14 protein-coding genes are annotated in these 17,176 nt (G+C 42.7%); 5 read left to right on the top strand and 9 right to left on the bottom strand.

The genetic code is table 11. The features are described 5' to 3' along the window. Nucleotides 1–393: 393 nt before the first annotated feature. From AC1MCB_RS17170 to AC1MCB_RS17185, 4 genes are all read right to left on the bottom strand, one after another. Nucleotides 394–978 carry a carboxymuconolactone decarboxylase family protein gene (locus tag AC1MCB_RS17170; protein ID WP_479965943.1) on the bottom strand — a complete coding sequence of 195 codons (585 nt, stop codon included), beginning with the start codon at nt 976–978 and terminating at the stop codon, nt 394–396. A gap of 85 nt (nt 979–1,063) precedes the next feature. Continuing rightward, complete coding sequence (locus AC1MCB_RS17175; protein ID WP_479965944.1) at nt 1,064–1,609, bottom strand: peroxiredoxin; 546 nt, start codon at nt 1,607–1,609, stop codon at nt 1,064–1,066. 164 nt (nt 1,610–1,773) lie between these two features. Beyond that, on the bottom strand, nt 1,774–2,400 hold the full coding sequence (locus AC1MCB_RS17180) for a class I SAM-dependent DNA methyltransferase (RefSeq protein WP_479965945.1): 627 nt from the start codon (nt 2,398–2,400) through the stop codon (nt 1,774–1,776). Then, nucleotides 2,400–3,032, bottom strand: a complete 633-nt coding sequence (locus AC1MCB_RS17185; RefSeq protein WP_479965946.1) for a response regulator — start codon at nt 3,030–3,032, stop codon at nt 2,400–2,402. Before AC1MCB_RS17185 ends, AC1MCB_RS17180 begins: the two co-directional genes overlap by 1 nt. Before the next feature lie 83 nt (nt 3,033–3,115). Here AC1MCB_RS17185 and AC1MCB_RS17190 point away from each other — a divergent pair, with 83 nt between their 5' ends. Next, nucleotides 3,116–5,095, top strand: coding sequence for a tetratricopeptide repeat-containing sensor histidine kinase (locus AC1MCB_RS17190; protein WP_479965947.1), 1,980 nt, complete (start codon nt 3,116–3,118; stop codon nt 5,093–5,095). Nucleotides 5,096–5,253: 158 nt separating this feature from the next. On the opposite strand, the gene AC1MCB_RS17195 is transcribed toward AC1MCB_RS17190, so the two are convergent. After that, nucleotides 5,254–5,850 carry a hypothetical protein gene (locus AC1MCB_RS17195; protein WP_479965948.1) on the bottom strand — a complete coding sequence of 199 codons (597 nt, stop codon included), beginning with the start codon at nt 5,848–5,850 and terminating at the stop codon, nt 5,254–5,256. Nucleotides 5,851–6,110: 260 nt separating this feature from the next. Here AC1MCB_RS17195 and AC1MCB_RS17200 point away from each other — a divergent pair, with 260 nt between their 5' ends. Further along, nucleotides 6,111–6,302, top strand: coding sequence for a cold-shock protein (locus tag AC1MCB_RS17200; protein WP_479965949.1), 192 nt, complete (start codon nt 6,111–6,113; stop codon nt 6,300–6,302). Between the two features lie 519 nt (nt 6,303–6,821). Here the strand turns inward: AC1MCB_RS17200 and AC1MCB_RS17205 are convergent. Together AC1MCB_RS17205 and AC1MCB_RS17210 are read right to left on the bottom strand one after the other, a co-directional pair. Continuing rightward, a complete protein-coding gene (locus tag AC1MCB_RS17205; protein ID WP_479965950.1) occupies nt 6,822–9,191 on the bottom strand; it encodes a S9 family peptidase in 2,370 nt (789 codons plus the stop codon). Between the two features lie 239 nt (nt 9,192–9,430). After that, the gene (locus AC1MCB_RS17210) at nt 9,431–12,001 is read right to left on the bottom strand and encodes a M14 family metallopeptidase (protein ID WP_479965951.1); all 2,571 of its coding nucleotides are present in this window, start codon (nt 11,999–12,001) and stop codon (nt 9,431–9,433) included. A gap of 110 nt (nt 12,002–12,111) precedes the next feature. Between AC1MCB_RS17210 and AC1MCB_RS17215 the strand changes: the two genes are divergently transcribed. Continuing rightward, nucleotides 12,112–12,642: a GNAT family N-acetyltransferase gene (locus AC1MCB_RS17215; RefSeq protein WP_479965952.1), complete on the top strand. Its 531-nt coding sequence runs from the start codon at nt 12,112–12,114 to the stop codon at nt 12,640–12,642. 18 nt (nt 12,643–12,660) lie between these two features. Then, a complete protein-coding gene (locus AC1MCB_RS17220; protein ID WP_479965953.1) occupies nt 12,661–13,398 on the top strand; it encodes an EcsC family protein in 738 nt (245 codons plus the stop codon). A gap of 53 nt (nt 13,399–13,451) precedes the next feature. Here AC1MCB_RS17220 and AC1MCB_RS17225 read toward each other — a convergent pair whose 3' ends face one another. Together AC1MCB_RS17225 and AC1MCB_RS17230 are read right to left on the bottom strand one after the other, a co-directional pair. Next, nucleotides 13,452–14,000 (bottom strand): DinB family protein, encoded by a 549-nt coding sequence (locus tag AC1MCB_RS17225; RefSeq protein ID WP_479965954.1) that lies wholly within the window; start codon nt 13,998–14,000, stop codon nt 13,452–13,454. A 50-nt stretch (nt 14,001–14,050) separates the two neighbouring features. Continuing rightward, nucleotides 14,051–15,310, bottom strand: coding sequence for an FAD-dependent oxidoreductase (locus AC1MCB_RS17230; protein WP_479965955.1), 1,260 nt, complete (start codon nt 15,308–15,310; stop codon nt 14,051–14,053). Nucleotides 15,311–15,383: 73 nt separating this feature from the next. Here AC1MCB_RS17230 and AC1MCB_RS17235 point away from each other — a divergent pair, with 73 nt between their 5' ends. After that, complete coding sequence (locus tag AC1MCB_RS17235; protein ID WP_479965956.1) at nt 15,384–17,048, top strand: amidase; 1,665 nt, start codon at nt 15,384–15,386, stop codon at nt 17,046–17,048. The last annotated feature ends 128 nt before the right edge of the window (nt 17,049–17,176 follow it).

Below are 17,176 nucleotides of genomic sequence, written 5' to 3' on the forward strand. Positions count from 1 at the left end.
TAAAAGTCAAGCTGTCCGTGAATGCGAAAATGCCCGTTAAATGAAGTTAAAAATTCTGCCAAATAAATTACCCAGTACTTAATTCTCAGTTTCCCGGTTCTAGGTGTGGATCGTTTTAATGATTATGGGTGGTAATTGATGTTAAAAAGAAACGGTCAGATAAGTTAATTATCTGACCGTTTAACCCAAAAATTACATAAAAAACTTATTCCTTAAAGGGACTTCAGGGTCGAAATACATCACTGCATGTCTTTAAAATACCTGATTGAGTGCCGGCTTCAAGGTTGATTAACCTTTAAGCTTTAAAATTACAAAATTACTTTTGTGATTTCAATATGTTTACCGCACATTTTAATTTTTTTATTGACAGTTTCTTTTTTGATGCTTATGAAGTTAATAAATGATCTTTCCGGTGGCTGTAATTATCGAAGCAAGTCTCACAGCATCAAAAATTCGTTCCTCAGAGGTGCCCAGTTTGATGAGCGAATCCTCGTGTGAATTGACACACATCTCGCAGCCATTGACCGCGGAAATTGCCAGACTCATAAGTTCAAAAAATTCTTTTCCTGTAGCCGGTTTCATCATGATTTGCATGCGAATCCGGGCAGGTATCTGTGTGTATTTTTCTTTTTGAGTAAAGTGACGGAAGCGGTAGAAGACATTATTCGAAGCCAATAGCGAAGCACAAGCAGCCGCCTCAGCAATCTCTTCCGCTGTAGCTTCATTATCAAGAGCAAATTTTTTGAAGAAATTAATCAGCACGTTATTCCGCTCATTAACGGCTACGCTGATTCCCAACAAGGCAATTTCCTTTGGAGATAAGTGTTCAGAGGTTAGTGTGCTGCTAAAATTTAGCTTAAGGTCCCGCAGGTACCGAGAATTGCCTTCTTCCAACAGGGTCAGGCTATCTGTACGGTAGTCACTTTCAAAATTTATATTCGCAAGCAATTCCTGGATCACTTCAGTACTTTCATTCATTTTTATAGAATTTATAGGTTCATAAAAAAACTCCTCTTCATCCTTGCTATTGAAAGGATAGAGAGGAGCTCGCAATAATTTAATATTAAACAGTTAACGTTTCCTGGCCTTTTTCCCAGTTACAAGGGCAAAGTTCATCTGTTTGCAAACCGTCCAGAACACGTAAAACTTCCTTAACGTTACGGCCAACATTTAAATCATTTACACTTACCCAACGGATCACTCCAGTTGGATCAACGATATAAGTAGCACGATAAGCAATCTTCTCAGTCGGCTCTAAAATACCCAGTTCTTCAGCTAATGACTTTGAAGTATCAGCCAGCATCGGGAATTTAAGATCACGTAAATCATCATGGCTATGTCTCCAGGCAAGGTGGACGTTTTCGGTATCAGTAGATGCACCTATCAGGCGTGCATCGCGATCGCGAAACTCACCAAAGGCGTTATTGAATTCCTTAATCTCGGTAGGGCAAACAAAAGTAAAATCTTTTGGCCACCAGAATATTACCGTCCATACGTTATCTTCATTGGTAAAATAGTCAGAAGAAATGGTTTCGAATTCTTTGCCTTTTTCAATACTTACTACTGCTGTCTTTTCAAAAGAAGGGAATTTTTGTCCTATGCTAATCATAATTTATACTTGTTATGGGTTATTAAAATCTGACGCAAAGGTAAGCCTATTGGCCTCGCCAACCAATCATCGGGAAGTAATTACTCATACTTTTTACTGATAGCATATAGACATAATCTATATCACCTGAAAAATCATTGATGCAAACTATAAAGCAATAAGTCTTATAACTTGATTCTTTCGAACAGGTATGACACCAGCCTGGGAGAGGCATTTCGATCTTCAGTATCAAACCATTCTTGCAGGCTGATGCAGTTGAAGTGATTATTAAACGCCGCCTCCATGTACTCGGATATGTGATGAACAAAGTATTCGAGGTGTAGAACATTCCCGCCTTCTTCAAATTTTGCGCGGCTTCCCTGCAACTGTTTGTAGGGATGAAGTTCGCAGATGTAGAACTGCCCGCTGGGATTAAGATGTGCGGCTGCCTGCCCGAATATAAACGCAAGATCAGCAATATGTTCTAACACAAGGCTGCAGGTTATCAAATCAGCAGGCTGCATATTCCACGGCTTTGTGATGTCCGCCTGTCTTATAGTTACTTTAGGGTCGGAGATCTTTTGTCGCATCAAACTTAACATCTCATCGGAGAAATCAGTTGCTGTAAGCTTCTTGCAATGATCGGCTAACCAGGCTGTATTTTTGCCGGTACCACAACCAATTTCTATGATGTGGTTACAGTTGATTTCTTTTAAAACGTCGCGAATCACAGTTTTTTCCAGATCGCGGGTTTTATTACCGACCGTGTCGTAGGTCTGAGCCCAACGGTTATAAGCCGCTCTGGTTTCCATTAGTGGCTGATAAGTTTTTGAGAATAGGCATATTTAACTAAACCGACTGTATTTTTAGAATTGGTCTTACGGAGCAGATTCTTTCTGTGTGTTTCTATGGTGCGTTCGCTCACAAAAAGTTTTTCCGAAATCTCCCTTGTGGTCATCTCCAATACCAGCAATTTTAATATTTCAAGTTCGCGGGCCGAAAGTTCATGACTTTTTTCTTCCGGTCTTTTTAAGCCGCGAATTAATATTTGATTAATTTCCGGACTCCAATATTTACCTCCATTGGCCACAATATTAATAGCCTGAATGATCTCTTGTTGAGCGTATTTTTTCAATATATATCCGTCGGCACCAGCGGAAATTACTTCCTGCACCATATCCGCTTCATCGTGCATGCTCAGCACAATAACGCCTAACTCTGTCCTCATTTTTTTGGCTTCCAAAACCAATTCCACGCCGCTCATTCCGGGCATGCTGTAGTCGGTGATGAGCACGCGAATATCTTCCTTTCGAAGATAGGCCAGCGCATAGTTAGCATTGGTCGTTTTAGCCACCACGTGCAAATTATCCTGCTGCTGAAGCAAGGCTTCCAGGCCGTCGAGCATGAGGGCATGGTCATCTACAATTAAAACCGTAATACTCATTCGTATGTGATGCAAAATTAGAACTAAAAAATTTCAACTATCAATATTTAATCATTAATTAGTTGAACGGAATATACATACTTATGCGAATTTTCTTCATCGTCTTTTTTCTAGTTCCATTTTTTTCACCCGGGCAACAGTTGCCGGCCTTAAGAACTCTTGAAAAACGACTTCAAGTGCAGCCTGACGGAATTGAAAAGATTCATTCTTATCATCAGCGGATTACAGCTTTACAGGGACAAGATCCAAAACTTTCGCAAAAGCTAATAGATCAGTTATTCATTTTATCCAGCCGATTGAAATCTCCGGAAGGAAAGGCATGGGCAAACTACCAGCAGGCGTTTTACTTTAACCTGAAGGGGGAGTATGATTCCCTGAAAACCTACGCTGACCGGTGCTTACAACTTGCCCGAAAGAACAAACTGCCTAAAGCCGAGGCTTCCGGCCTGCATCTGGTAGCTACCTATCATTGGCAGATCGGGAATTTCGATCAGTCACTCAATAGCCACTTCTCCGCTCTTAAGATCCGCGAAGCTATAAAGGATTCGTTAGGAATCGGCTCAAGTCTGGCCAGCCTCAGCGTGGTGAATATGAGTAACAATAAGCTGAAAAAGGCTAAATCATACATTCAAAAGGCTCTCACCATCGGCAGGCGCCTTAACGATGATAAACTTATCCTCCGTGGTTTGCACACACTGGCTAATATTTACGGCATGGAAGGAAATTATGCGGCAGCTCTGAAAGTAGATTATGAAGCCTTAAAGATCTGCGCCAGGACCAACAATCGCCGGAACTATTCAGAAATTTATTCCAATATGGCCCTTTGCTTTTTTTATATGGGAAACTATGATGCCTCCCTGAAATATCATTACAAAGTATTGGAGCTTGATCGATTTTTTAGGGATGATAAACAAATTGGAGATACGTACCTCAACCTGGCCTCAGTGTACAGCGCGAAAAAGGAATATCCGAAGGCTGAAGCACTCCTCGGTGAAGCCCTTCTGCTTTTTAAAAAAACACATTATAAGTATGGGTCTCGAAACGCTTACCAGTCGCTAACTAAACTCTATGAGCAAAAAAAGGATTATCAAAAAGCGTTTGACGCTTCGCAGAAATATTTGAAGGTGGCAAATCAGATCAGTAATGAAACCAACGATCGAAACATTGCCAGGCTCAACATTCAATATGAGACAGACAAAAAAGAGCAACAGATCAAAGATTTGAACCAGCAGTCAACTATACAGAAACTGCAGATTGAAAAAAGAAATGTCTTGCTGGCCACCGTAGTAGGATTGGTGATCGTTAGCGGCATCTTCATTTATATGATTTTTAACAGTCGGAAGCTATTGGAAAGCGCCCGATTGCAGAAGGCAATACATAAGCAACAAGAGCTTTCCGCAAAGGCTGTTTTCGATGCGGAAGATGATGAACGCCGCCGGATAGCTGCCGAATTGCATGATGGCGTTGGACAGGTATTGTCATGTGCGTTGATGAACCTGAACGGCTTGTGTAAAGAGTTGCCTCAAATGACAGTCCAGCGCAAGCTGGCCGAACGAACACTCGCCCTTGTAACCGAAAGCTACGACGAAATGCGGGCGATCTCTCATCAGATGATGCCCAATGCCCTGTCGAAAAAAGGATTGGCACATGCGCTAAAGGAGCTTGCCAGCAAGGTGGATAGTAGAGGGCTCAGCGTGAACCTTGACACTGGCGGACTCGTAATTTTACCTAATCCGCATACCGAGACTGCTTTATATCGCGTAATCCAGGAAGCCCTTAACAATGTCATTAAACATGCGAAAGCTACCAAACTTTATATCTCGCTGATCAGTGACCAAGACGGAATTTCTGTCACCATTGAAGATAATGGCTGCGGTTTTAATGTTTCAGACTTTGAGAGTAAGAAAGGGATCGGCTTAAAAAATATTCAATCGAGAGTGGCCGCCTTAAAAGGAACTGTTGAGTTTGAGTCAAGCCCAGGAAGAGGAACATTGGTGACCATTGACTTGCCTGCTGCATTAACAGAGAAGCCAGAGGTGCCTCCGGCTTTACTAGAAGTATAAGTTCTTACCCGATCACTTGTCGGGGAGACAGAACTTGCAGAAGAAGAGAGATCAATTGGATGTTACCAGACGGTTGAAAGTGGAATAAACTGGATAGTATACACTAAAAGCCACACGGTTTCCCACGTGGCTTTTTAGAAGAGAGCATTTCACAGGCACTATCTGTATCTGAAGCCGGAAGCGGATTTTCCTGCGGAGTAAATTACGCCGTCTACCGACGTTCCGTTGCCCTGGATCTTTTTAATCATCCGCTCTATATCTTCCTCGATCGAATTATTGATCAATCCACCGGTCACATAGGATTTCCATTTGATACCACCGCCTTTACTTGTCAAGACCTCATAATCCTGTAAAGGTTCAGCCAGAATATAGGTATCCAGACCATTTATCTTCTTCACCCGGCCAATACCTTTGGTCGAAGGGGTTGGTGTATCTTTAAAACGAATGCCTACAACCCGCTTACCCGATGAGTAAATTACCGCATCAATGCGCGAATTCTCTTTCATTGCCCTTCTGACAAACTTGGATGCTTTATCGGCAATGCTTTCGTTGACCATTCCCCCGGTTACCGCAGAACTGGCGTTGATACCATTGTTCACGTCGCTGATCACTTCATAATCTCTTACCGGTTCGCTTAGCATATAGATCTCGATACCCTGGATCTTACTTACCCGGGCTAGACCCTCTTCGTCTTCTAATTTAAAACTCGAACAGAATAATGCAACTCCAATTAATACCGTACAGATCGTCTTCATAAGATTTAGTTATTTAGTAAAGCTAAATTAGAGCAGCCAGACGATGGAGGATTCAGTATTAATACGGATCGGGAAGGGATAATTCTACGGATTTTCAAAGCTGCAGTGTAACCAAGCCCCGTAGTCTACCCTCAATATAAGCCTGTTGCCCGCGCTTTTAAGGGTTTTGTCTAAATAATATAATATAAAATGCTATTATTACGGTTATAGTAGTAATGCAATAAATTAGTTTACCTTTGTTAAAATTAATAGTAAATAAAATGCAACAAGGTACAGTTAAATTTTTCAATGAAACCAAAGGATTTGGATTCATCACTCCAAACGCAGGTGGTAGCGAAATCTTCGTTCACTCATCAGGTCTTATCGATTCAATTCGTGAAAACGATCAAGTTGAATACGAAGTAGAACAAGGTCGTAAAGGCGAAAATGCGGTAAATGTAAAAGTAATCTAATAAGAATTATATTTATTAATCGTATTAGCCTCCGCTTTTCAAGCGGAGGCTTTTTTTTTGTCCTGGTTTTTTGCAAGACATGCCTGAAGCTTGCTTTGAAAAAATATCTCGTACATGGCAGTCACGTACTTTAACCTACCGACCGGCCGTAATTTAGGTTCGGGACAAGGGCTGCCATTTTCTTCCTTACTATTCCAAATTTTTCCAGGACTAATCATCAGCGGTGTTTATTTATGAATATCGTCAACGTGCTTAGCGGGCAGAGTCCATTACTTCCCAGAGCCACACTGTTCGGGTCTTGCTTTGGTCATGTTCGTGTCAGGCCGTCAAATTGACGGCCTGACACGAACATGATAGGAACAAGGATAATAGAAGTCCATACATTATCTATCTCAAGGCTCTTAACTGATTTGGTTATATTCAGATCAGCAATTACAATCCTCAAAAACTTAGGCAGAATAAAAAAGCCTGATATTTCAACGAATGAAACATCAGGCTCAGTTATTTAGCAGCTATCCGCTAGTTCTTCAAAGTTTCTTCAAATAGTTTAAAGATCCGTTTGTATTCATCCGTCCAGCTGGAAGGCTCCACAAAACCATGATCTTCTACCGGATATACGGCGAGTTCCCAATTATCTTTCTTCAGTTCAATAAAGCGCTGGGTTAGGCGTACAATATCCTGAAAATGAACATTTTCATCCACCATGCCATGCGCCATCAACAGATTTCCTTTCAGGCCATCGGCGAAATAGATTGGAGAGCTTTTGCGATAGGCTTTCTCATCAGTGTACGGCTCATTCAAAATATTTGAAGTATACCCGTGATTATAATGTGCCCAGTCTGTCACAGAGCGTAACGCAGCCCCAGAAGCAAACACATCCGGTGTGGTGAATAATGCCATCAGGGTGATAAATCCGCCATACGAACCTCCGTAAAGTCCAACTTTTTTCGGATTCACACCATATTTGTCAACCAGCAGTTTTACGCCGTCTACCTGATCGGTCAAATCCTTTCCACCCATATGTCTGTAAATGCCGGTGCGATGATCCCGGCCATAACCTGAACTGGCTGTATAGTCTATATCTAAAACCGTATAGCCATTGTCAACCAGGAAATTATGGAACATGTATTCCCGAAAATATTGACTCCACCAGTAGTGCACGTTTTGCAGATAACCTGCACCGTGAACGAAAACAACAGCCGGTTTATCAGGGTGTGCTGTCGCAGGACGATAAAGCCGAGCATGGACATCTGAGCCAAAGCGGTTTTTAAAATTGATCATCTCCGGATCTTTCCAGGCGTAAGCGTCGAACTCTGCAGTGGTAGATTTAGTGATCTTTACAGCTTTTGCTCTGGCCTTATTAGGTTGCAAATAAAGTTCCCAGGGTTTATTTGAGTATGAATAGCGGATCGCCAGCCATCTCTCATCGGGCGAGAGAGTAACTTCATTTCCGCCTTTCATACCGGTAAGCTTTAAAGGTTCGCCACCATTTACCGACATACGGTAATAATGAGTGATCCCCGGATGTTCGATATTGGCTGAGAAGTAAAAGTGTTTTTTATCATTTGATAAGCGAAGCGATTGTACTTCGTAGTTACCCTTGCTAAGCTGCTTTTTAACCCCCGAATTTAAGTTTATTGTATAGATATGGGAGTACCCAGAAGCTTCGCTCTGGAAATAGAATGTATTATTATCGATGAAGCCCACATTACCGGCTCCAAAAGCACCGCCAATCCCCGGGCCGCCGATCCATGCCTCATCACGCTGACGATCTAAAGGACTTAACGTTCCACTTGCTGCATCAAGCTTCATAATCCAGCGGTCTTTATTATCCATAGCCGTGATCACTACCACAGCCTGAGTACCCGGATCGTTCCAGAAAGGGCCAGTGATAGCTACCTTTCTATCATCGTTCTTTTTTTGTCTTTCTTCCAGTTGCTTCGGGTAATCTTTCACATAATCCGGTAGATCTTTAATGCCAGGGATTTTATCTGTAGCAATGCGGTATATACTATCCCGCTGCTGATCGTAAATATAACTTTCGTAAGTTGTTAACGGACTGCCAACTTTGGTACGGGCGGCAATGTCTTCGGTGTATCCCGACCCGGTTACATAGTTGGGTACGATAGTTTGCTTGCTGCCCTCTGGTTGTTTACTGATGCGGAAAGTGAGAAACTTTTCATCAGGACTTAACCGGATATTGTTTATAGAACTCCGTTCATCGAGGTAGAATTCTTTAGGGCGTTTAATCTCCAGGGCCGTTCTTTCGGCTTCATTACGCTTTTTAACATCTTCCTTTTTGCGGATGATTTCAAACTCTTTGGTTTGGTCGAGCTTTAGCCAGTTATCCTGGGCGCTTATCGTGCTCTCGGGACGTTTCTTTGTGCGGGTGAAATTCGTTAGCTGCACTAGCTGGCCTCCTTCAGTTGAGATGCTATACAGGTTGTCGCCACGCTGAAAGATTACTTTACTTTCAGTTTTGCTGAAAGAAGGATTACTTTCCCGTTCAACCGTATTAGTAAGCTGCCTTTCTTTTTTGGTTTTCAGCGAATAAATAACCAGATCGCCTCCGCGTTCAAACAGCATTTTAGTGCGGTCAATATTATAGACAATCGCGCCCCTGTTAAGTGATTTTTTGTTCTCTATATCTACTTTAAGTGGGGTGTGCTTGTTAATGCTTATCTGGTACATTTCGTCAATGGGGGCTTTGTCAGGATTCCAGTGAAAGTAGACGACCTGGCTGTTTGCATCCCACTGAATATTACCTGGTGATACCCCCATCCACTTAGGATCCTGCATGATCTTGTCGATGGTTAATCCAGATTTTACCTGTGCGTATAAGGAAGAAATTGGTGAAAGGAGAATAAAAAGGAAAAGAATTTTTTTCATGTGCGATTAAAATGGTTTAATAAGTTAAATCTGATGTTTTTATTTGACTTGACAAGTAATATCATTGTTTCTATAGCTTGTAAAAGTCTGAATGTTTTGGGTTAGAACGATTACCTGAGTTCCGATAATTGAAATCAAAACAAGCGACCTTCCGAATGGGTGGGTTATCCTTCAGGAAGAATATAATACGGTAGATAAACACTCCTGTAAATTCGATCCGAATCTACAAGTTGTTTACTTTATTCATTTGCAGCGGAGCTTCCGCTTATGGTTGATCCGAAGAAAACTGCATTCATAAAAAGCTTACTGGTACCAAACCAGAATGCCCTAAAATTGGGGTTGTCTGAAAAAGAAATCACTTGACCACGGCCGAAGCTGCTGCAAATGATGGATGCGGATCCTTTCAATAGTTTTTCATTGTCTTTGGAAATATAGCCCGCCAATAAGGGCTTATCGGTATAGGCAACCGGCGTTGCGAATGGACTCTTAGGTTTTTCGAACATCCCGGTCCCTTCTCTAAATACTGGAACAGTATTTTCCCTGATACCATAACCGATCGGATGGGTTTTATCCAGACGAGTTTGAAAAATAGCACCCGGGATGTATTGCGCTCCGGCTACTTCCTGCTGCGTATTGTAATCCCGGAAAGCTGTGGTGTCTTTATTAGATACTTCCTTGTATTTAATTGAGTTTATTCCTGAACCGGTGGTCCAGCGGTTGGCAGTTCCCTGGGCAATTAACACGCCACCGTTCTTAAGCCATCTTTTTATCTCTTCTTTACCTGCGTCGCTGATCGAAGAGTAATTTCCGTCGGCCATAACCAGAACGTTATATCTGTCGAGATTAACACGGTTAAGGGAAGTTAGCTCGAGGAGAGTTGGGGGCATGTTAAAACGCTGATCGAGCAAATGCCATACTTCTCCGGCATCATTGTTATTGACACCGGTACCAGTCAATAAGGCTATTTTCGGCTGCTCAATGTTTTTAAAATTACTGCTGCCAAGGTTTATCCCAGTGGTCATGCCGGTAGTCACCGAATAAACATCTACTGCATTTTCTGCTGCGAGCCTCGAAAGTAATTGATAAAGTTCATCGGCGCCTATCGTTTGACTATTCGTTTGCACCAGGATGGTCCCGTAATCAAAGGTCCTGCTGCCAGTTGATAAATTCATAGTGAAGTTACGCTGAGAAACTTTAGCTCGCACTCCGGCCTTTAACAAGCTGTTCAGTAACTTTGGAGCGTAAAATTCGTTCCATTCGAACAAGTAAGCATACGGGCTCTTTGCTCCGTACATCGTTCCCTGCGGCAGTGTAAATTGCTCAATTTTAGAACCCGTTAAGTTGTTCAATGAAGAGACCTCGGCGTAGGGGAGGTTGAAAGCCAAAGGAAAAGTCCAGGCGGAGATATCATAAAATAAGCTATCGCGAAATTTCGTTTGTTTGCTGAAGATTGCCTTAATGGTGGTGTATTGGGGCTGATTAAGGGGCACCACAAACGACTCCCCCTTTTTGAATTCCTTACCGGCTTGCGAAGTAGTATTCGCCAGGCTGTAAACTTGTATTTGATGGCGGCGCAGAATATCCAGTAGATGCCAGGACGTTCCTTTATTGGCTGAGTTTCCAAACACATAGCCCTTTACCGGGTCAGATTTAGCTTGGGATAGTGCATTTTCGTAGAACTCGCGCTGATTATTGAGTAATTCTACGCGCATTTCCTGTGCAGCTTTCAAGGTTGAGAAAGAAGTAACAACCTGGTTGCGGATAGTGAAGGGAAAAGTGAGAACTCCGTTTACGCTTTCCTGCGCATGACCACGAGAACTTGCTTGTTCAAAAAGAATCCCGATGGCCCCGTTAATGTCAGGGTAGGTAGAACCTTTGCCATAATAAAAATCATCGTAGGCTTCCCTGGTGAAATACAAAGAGCCGATCTTATCTAGTGCTTCCGCATGGTAGTTACCAATTTTGGCAGTTAAGTCTTGGTTCTTTTGGGGCGTTAAAGGGTTAGTTCTTGATGGAATGCCTGGCTGGAAAAAGAACGTGGAGTTAGTTCCCTGCTCATGATGATCCGTCAGTATCAAAGGCTTCCACTCGTGAAACTTTTGCAGACGTCCTTTAGATTCATTGTGCTGTAGTGGCAGCCAGTCGCGATTCATATCAAACCAGTAATGATTTGTACGGCTGCTCGGCCATGGTTCAGCAAATTCCCTCGAATTGATATCACTTACCAGCGTATTGCTTTTGTTGGCGTTAGCCCAGGAGGCAAAACGCTGTATCCCGTCAGGATTGATAGCTGGGTCAATAAGTATCACGGTATTCTTTAGCATCTGGTCGACATCGGCACCCTGGGCTGCGGCTAGGAAATAGGAGACCATCAGGTTAGCGTTCGCGCCGCTGGGTTCATTACCATGTACGCTGTATCCCAGCCAAACCACCGCCGGCATATCCTCTACATTGATACCGGATGATTGAGCAGGATCACTCAGCTTTAAGTGCTCTTTCCTGAGGCTTTCAATATTTTTCTGATTATCTGATGAAGTTATTGTCAACAGCAAACAGGGCCGGTTCTCATAAGTCCGTGCGTATTCCTGCAACGTAACACGTTCGGAAGTCCGATCCAGCTCTTTCATGTACGCAACGATCTGATCGTGGCTTACATGCTGATCTCCTACCTGAAAGCCCAGGAACTGTTGCGGACTGGGCACTTTTTTATCATAGGTAACATTCTGGGACAGGTAATAGGATAGTGGAACCTGTGACAGTGCAATGGTGCCGGTGAGGGAGAAAAAAAGAAGTAGGAATAGCTTACGCATGTGGGGAGTTTGAATTGCAAGTTAATAAGTTTCTGTATTTTACCAGCTGGCGACGTCAAATAGCTATAAATTAGCGTTGCACTGATTTCTGCAAAAGTCTATTTTTAATTATGATCGTATTATCAACATGTGCACTTCGTGGTTTCAAACATGGCGATGAGACTTCATTACAGCAGAATGCCAACAATATAGCTGTTTCCCAAAATCTCAGGGATTCATTTCCTAACCCATTTTCAACAAATGATGCCTTTCACTGGATTAGCCTGAACAGAGGTTCTCAGATTCCTTTAAATCTGGCCATTACCGTAAATGACCGGGTGGTTGGAGGAATCGGGATTATTCAGCAAACAGATATTTACCGATTAAATGCAGAGATAGGTTACTGGCTTGGTGAGCCATTTTGGAACAAGGGAATCATGAGCGAAGCGGTAAAAGCTATGGTAGATTATACTTTCGCCCATTTTCAGATCATCCGAATTTATGCCGGTGTTTTCGATCATAATTATGCATCTATGCGCGTGCTTGAAAAGGCAGGGTTTCGCAAAGAAGCAATCCACAGGAAAGCGATCATCAAAAACGGACAGATACTGGATGAACATTTGTATAGCATTTTAAAATTTGGCGAAGAAAAAGCGCTTTGAAATTATTAAGAGAAAATCATGACACCCTACGAACATAATGCGCAGCATGAGTTGCTTTTATGGCAGCAAAAAATTCAGAAGAAACCGTCTTTCGTCAATAAACTGGCAAAAAACGTCCAGACTCGTATTAACAGTTACATTCCCGAGAAAATACATAAAGGTATTACTGTTACTATCCGGAAGATGGTCGAAGGGGTGCTTTTCGGTGCGAAATATACCAATCCGGACATCAGGACAGAGGGATCCCTACAGCTTCGGGAGGCTCATGTAAAAGAACGGATTGAATTTTACCGTAAAACAGCCTCTGCGGAGGGCGCAGTTACCGGGGCTGGCGGAATTTTACTGGCCTTCGCTGACTTTCCTTTGCTAATTGGTATTAAACTGAAACTGCTTTTCGAAATAGCAGCCTTGTATGGCTATGACGTGAAGAACTATAAAGAGCGCGTATATATTCTGTATATATTTCAGCTGGCTTTTTCAAGCCAGCAGGGCAGAAATGAAGTGTATAAGCATATTCAAAACTGGCAGGGCTACAGCAGCACACTGCCGGATAATGTATCTGAATTTGACTGGCGGTCTTTTCAGCAAGAGTACCGGGATTATATAGATCTGGCAAAAATGGCTCAGCTGATTCCGGTAATCGGCGCTGCTGTTGGTGCAGTTGTCAATTATAAGCTGATCAATCAGCTTGGCGAAACTGCTATGATGTGTTACCGAATGAGAAAAGTGAGTGCCTTGAAAATTTTGAAGCAGTAAACAATAACCAGACTTACGAATCGAATTGCCCCTAAGCCTGGTTAATCATAATATTAGAAAAGCCTTTCCTGCGGAGGAGTAACTCCCATCAATCTTAAATATACCGTGCACTGTCCGCGGTGGTGGGTCTGATGCTCAAACGTTTTATCTATCCAGTCAAGTTGGCTGGTTGTAACTTTAAAGCTTTCCATGGTCACCTTGTTACCAAACTTTGACACATCCATCTTTTTAATCCCATTAATAACAAAATCATAACTGTCCATAACAGTTTTAGTGAGTGCGGCTTTCGTTTTTAATTCATCCATTTTCTCCAAATCTTTTTCAGGGTTCATAATCTTTGCGCCTGTTCCGAATGAAGATAAACCCATATTGGCATTTGCGAGGTGCAACATTTGCTCAGCAAAGCTGCGCATTTCAGGGGTAGGCTTAAATGACATCCCTTTCTCGGGCATGGCATCGATATATTCTTTGGTGTAGAGCTTGGCTCTTTCCCAGTCCTTAATAGCCTGGTTTCTCAAACTATCATTAGTTAAACTTTGAGCAAAGCTGCTGGCAGAAATAAGGATCGCCAGTAAAGTGAGAGTTAACTTTAATGCTTTCATATCAGTCTGTGATTAAGATTAATACTAAAGATAATCCTTTTTTCAAAAAATTAGTTCAGCAGGTTTCCGCTTAAATCGACCCGCCTATTAAAGGGTTGCAGGTAAGTATCCGTGAGCACTGCAAACTCACGGCGGGTAATAGCTCGCTTGGGATCGAAAGTGCTGTTGAACTTATGGCTGTCTTTCCAGCCTTTTTCAATTTCGCGGCGAAGTTCCTCGCCACGTGTTGCTGTAAACATTAACAGTTTAATAGTATCATCTATGGTCAGACTGTCTTTTTTATGGTCAGCGAACCAGATCTGGCTTCGCGAATAGAACTCTTTCATAGGCAGGCGTAATTCTTCTGATGAAATTGTTCCCAGTGTATCGAATACAAAGCCTTCTTTGCCGTCAATATGGGTGGGCCTGGCTTTAAGGATCCCGCTTAGGCCTGTATGCTGAAAAGCGATGGCGTGACGATCATCAAAGTCAATATCACGGTATGGGATTAAGCGTGCATCGTACGCTAGTAGTTCACCCTGAGTTATCCGGATGTTCAGGTTTTTAGAGGTTGTTTTAAAGAATGCACAAAAGGCTGCTGATGCACCTGCAGCCTGTCCGGCAAGCATCGCTTCAGGATGTAAATCTTTGGTGGCCTGTGGTACCAGGAAGATGTTTTCCAGCCCAACTGGCAGTAGTGTAGCTGCGGGAATCAGGTAACTCGCATCTTTATTGCTGCGCTTCACGGTGCCATTTGCCATACTTGTACGGAACAAGCGGGGCGCAGATTGGGGGATGTTCAGCCAATTGCTGATCATTATGATAGTTTTTTGCGGTTCTATTTTAAGTAGGGCAGAAATTGACTGAGTTTTACTAGCATCAATGATCACATCCGTTTTAATGGTGCGACCATTCTGGAGTTTAATTTCCCACCCTTTGCCGTCTTTCTTTATCTCCCTGATACCGTTATTGAGCATAACAGTTAAATTTTTAACCGTATCAGTGATAGACTTGATGAGTTTAGAAGAATCTTCTGGACGGATGCGTTCCCGTTTAACAGAATCTTTCACACCTTCGTCAGCCTCTTTTTTGTAGATGTAATGATCCCGGATTCTTTCAAGAACCACCAGATCGCCGGAAGAAAATTCAGGGCTAAGGGACTGGCCTTGTTCGAGAATCAAAGCTTTAACACCGGACCGAGCGGCTTGGATACCTGCAGAAACCCCTGCCGGACTACCTCCAACAATGGTTACGTCAGTACGGATGGTTTGTGCAGATAGGCTTAGAGAACCGAAAAGTAAGAAAAGGATAGAGGCTAAATTTCTAATCATAGTGATATGTACGCTTGGGCTGAAAATACGGTTTCTTTAATTAAATTTAATGCCATTGTCAACGTGATCGTTTATGAAATTATTTAAGAGTAAAAATATAGTAATCGCTTCGGCCCTTATTTTAAGTTTTTCGCTAGGCGGATTTATTACGAAAACACTTGATGATCATAAGATCACGCCCAATATGGTTAAGCAAGCTCAGGCTTTGTTCGGACTTGAATTTACGGATACAGAAACTGATTCAATGCTTAAAGACCTTGACGACCAGCGGAAGAATTTGGTGGCTATACGTAAACTGGAAATCCCAAACTCTGTTTCACCGGCACTCCAGTTTAACCCGGTACCTGCCGGTTATAAGTTTCCGGATAAGGTCAATTATTTCAAATCTGGAGATGTGAGTGAAGTTTCGCTATCTGCCGACAGGCAAGAGCTAGCCTTTTACAATGTCAGAGAACTTGCCTGGCTCATAAAGAATAGAAAGATCACTTCAGTGGAACTAACCAGGTTTTTCATTAATCGCTTGAAAAAGTATGATTCCACACTTCTCAACGTGATCAACTTAACTGAAGACCGCGCTTTAAAACAAGCCGCTAAAGCAGATGCAGAAATAAAGGCGGGAAAGTATCGCGGCGTTTTACATGGTATTCCCTTCGGAGCTAAGGATCTGCTGGCTGCCAGGGGAGCGAAAACTACATGGGGATCGGTACCGTACAAAGACCAGCAGCTAGATCTGGATGCTACCGTTATAACACGTCTTGAAAACCAGGGCGCAATCTTAATTGCTAAAACTACCCTGGGTGAGTTAGCGATGGGGGATGTATGGTTTGGGGGTAAAACCAAAAACCCATGGAATATTAAGCGTGGATCCAGCGGATCTTCTGCCGGCTCAGCTTCTGCGGTTGCCGCGGGTTGTTTGCCGTTTGCAATTGGCTCTGAAACCCTGGGATCTATTGTCTCACCTTCAACCGAATGTGGAACCACCGGTTTGCGTCCAACCTTCGGCCGCGTCAGTAAGCACGGTGCAATGGCTCTGAGCTGGAGCATGGATAAGCTCGGCCCTATTGCACGCAGCGCGGAAGACTGTGCCATTGTTTTTAATGCCATACTCGGCGCCGACGGTAAAGATCTCAGTGTTATCGAAGCGCCTTTCAATTATACCTCGCCAGGAAAAAGCCTTAAAGGAATGCGTATTGGATATATAAAATCGGCATTTTCTGCAAAAGGAGTAAACGATAGTCTCAGTGTGCAAAAATTGAAAGATCTGGGAGCCGAACTTATACCGATAGAACTTCCTGAAATGCCCTACAGCGATATGCTTATTATTCTGATGGCGGAAGCTGGTGCGGCATTCAACGATCTTACTTTGAGCAACCGGGATGACTTGCTTGTTGAGCAAGGTCGAAGTGCATGGCCGAATGCTTTTCGCACAGCAAGATTTATTCCTGCGGTGGAATACATTCAAGCAAACCGTGCACGAACTATGCTCATCCAAAGGCTTTCCGGAACATTTAAGGGACTTGACCTGTATGTAGCGCCTTCATTCGGCAATAACTTGCTTGCCACCAACTTGAGTGGTCATCCTGCGGTAGTATTACCTAATGGTTTTAATAAAGATGGTTTGCCAACCAGTATCACCTTTACCGGTCAGCTTTTTGGCGAGGGTAAACTATTAAAGGCTGCAGAAATTTATCAGCAGGCGACGGGATTTCATAGGAAGCATCCGTCGATGAACTTTTAAGATTAGCATAGTAAGGAGCTTTTAATTTTTTTTAATTATTTCAAGGATCTCATCATCAAATTGAACAGAATCCAGAAACTGAAAAATTGGCTCTCTATTTTTATTTAAAAGCTTCACAACAGACTTGG

It is taken from the genome of Daejeonella sp. AP26 (assembly GCF_056680515.1).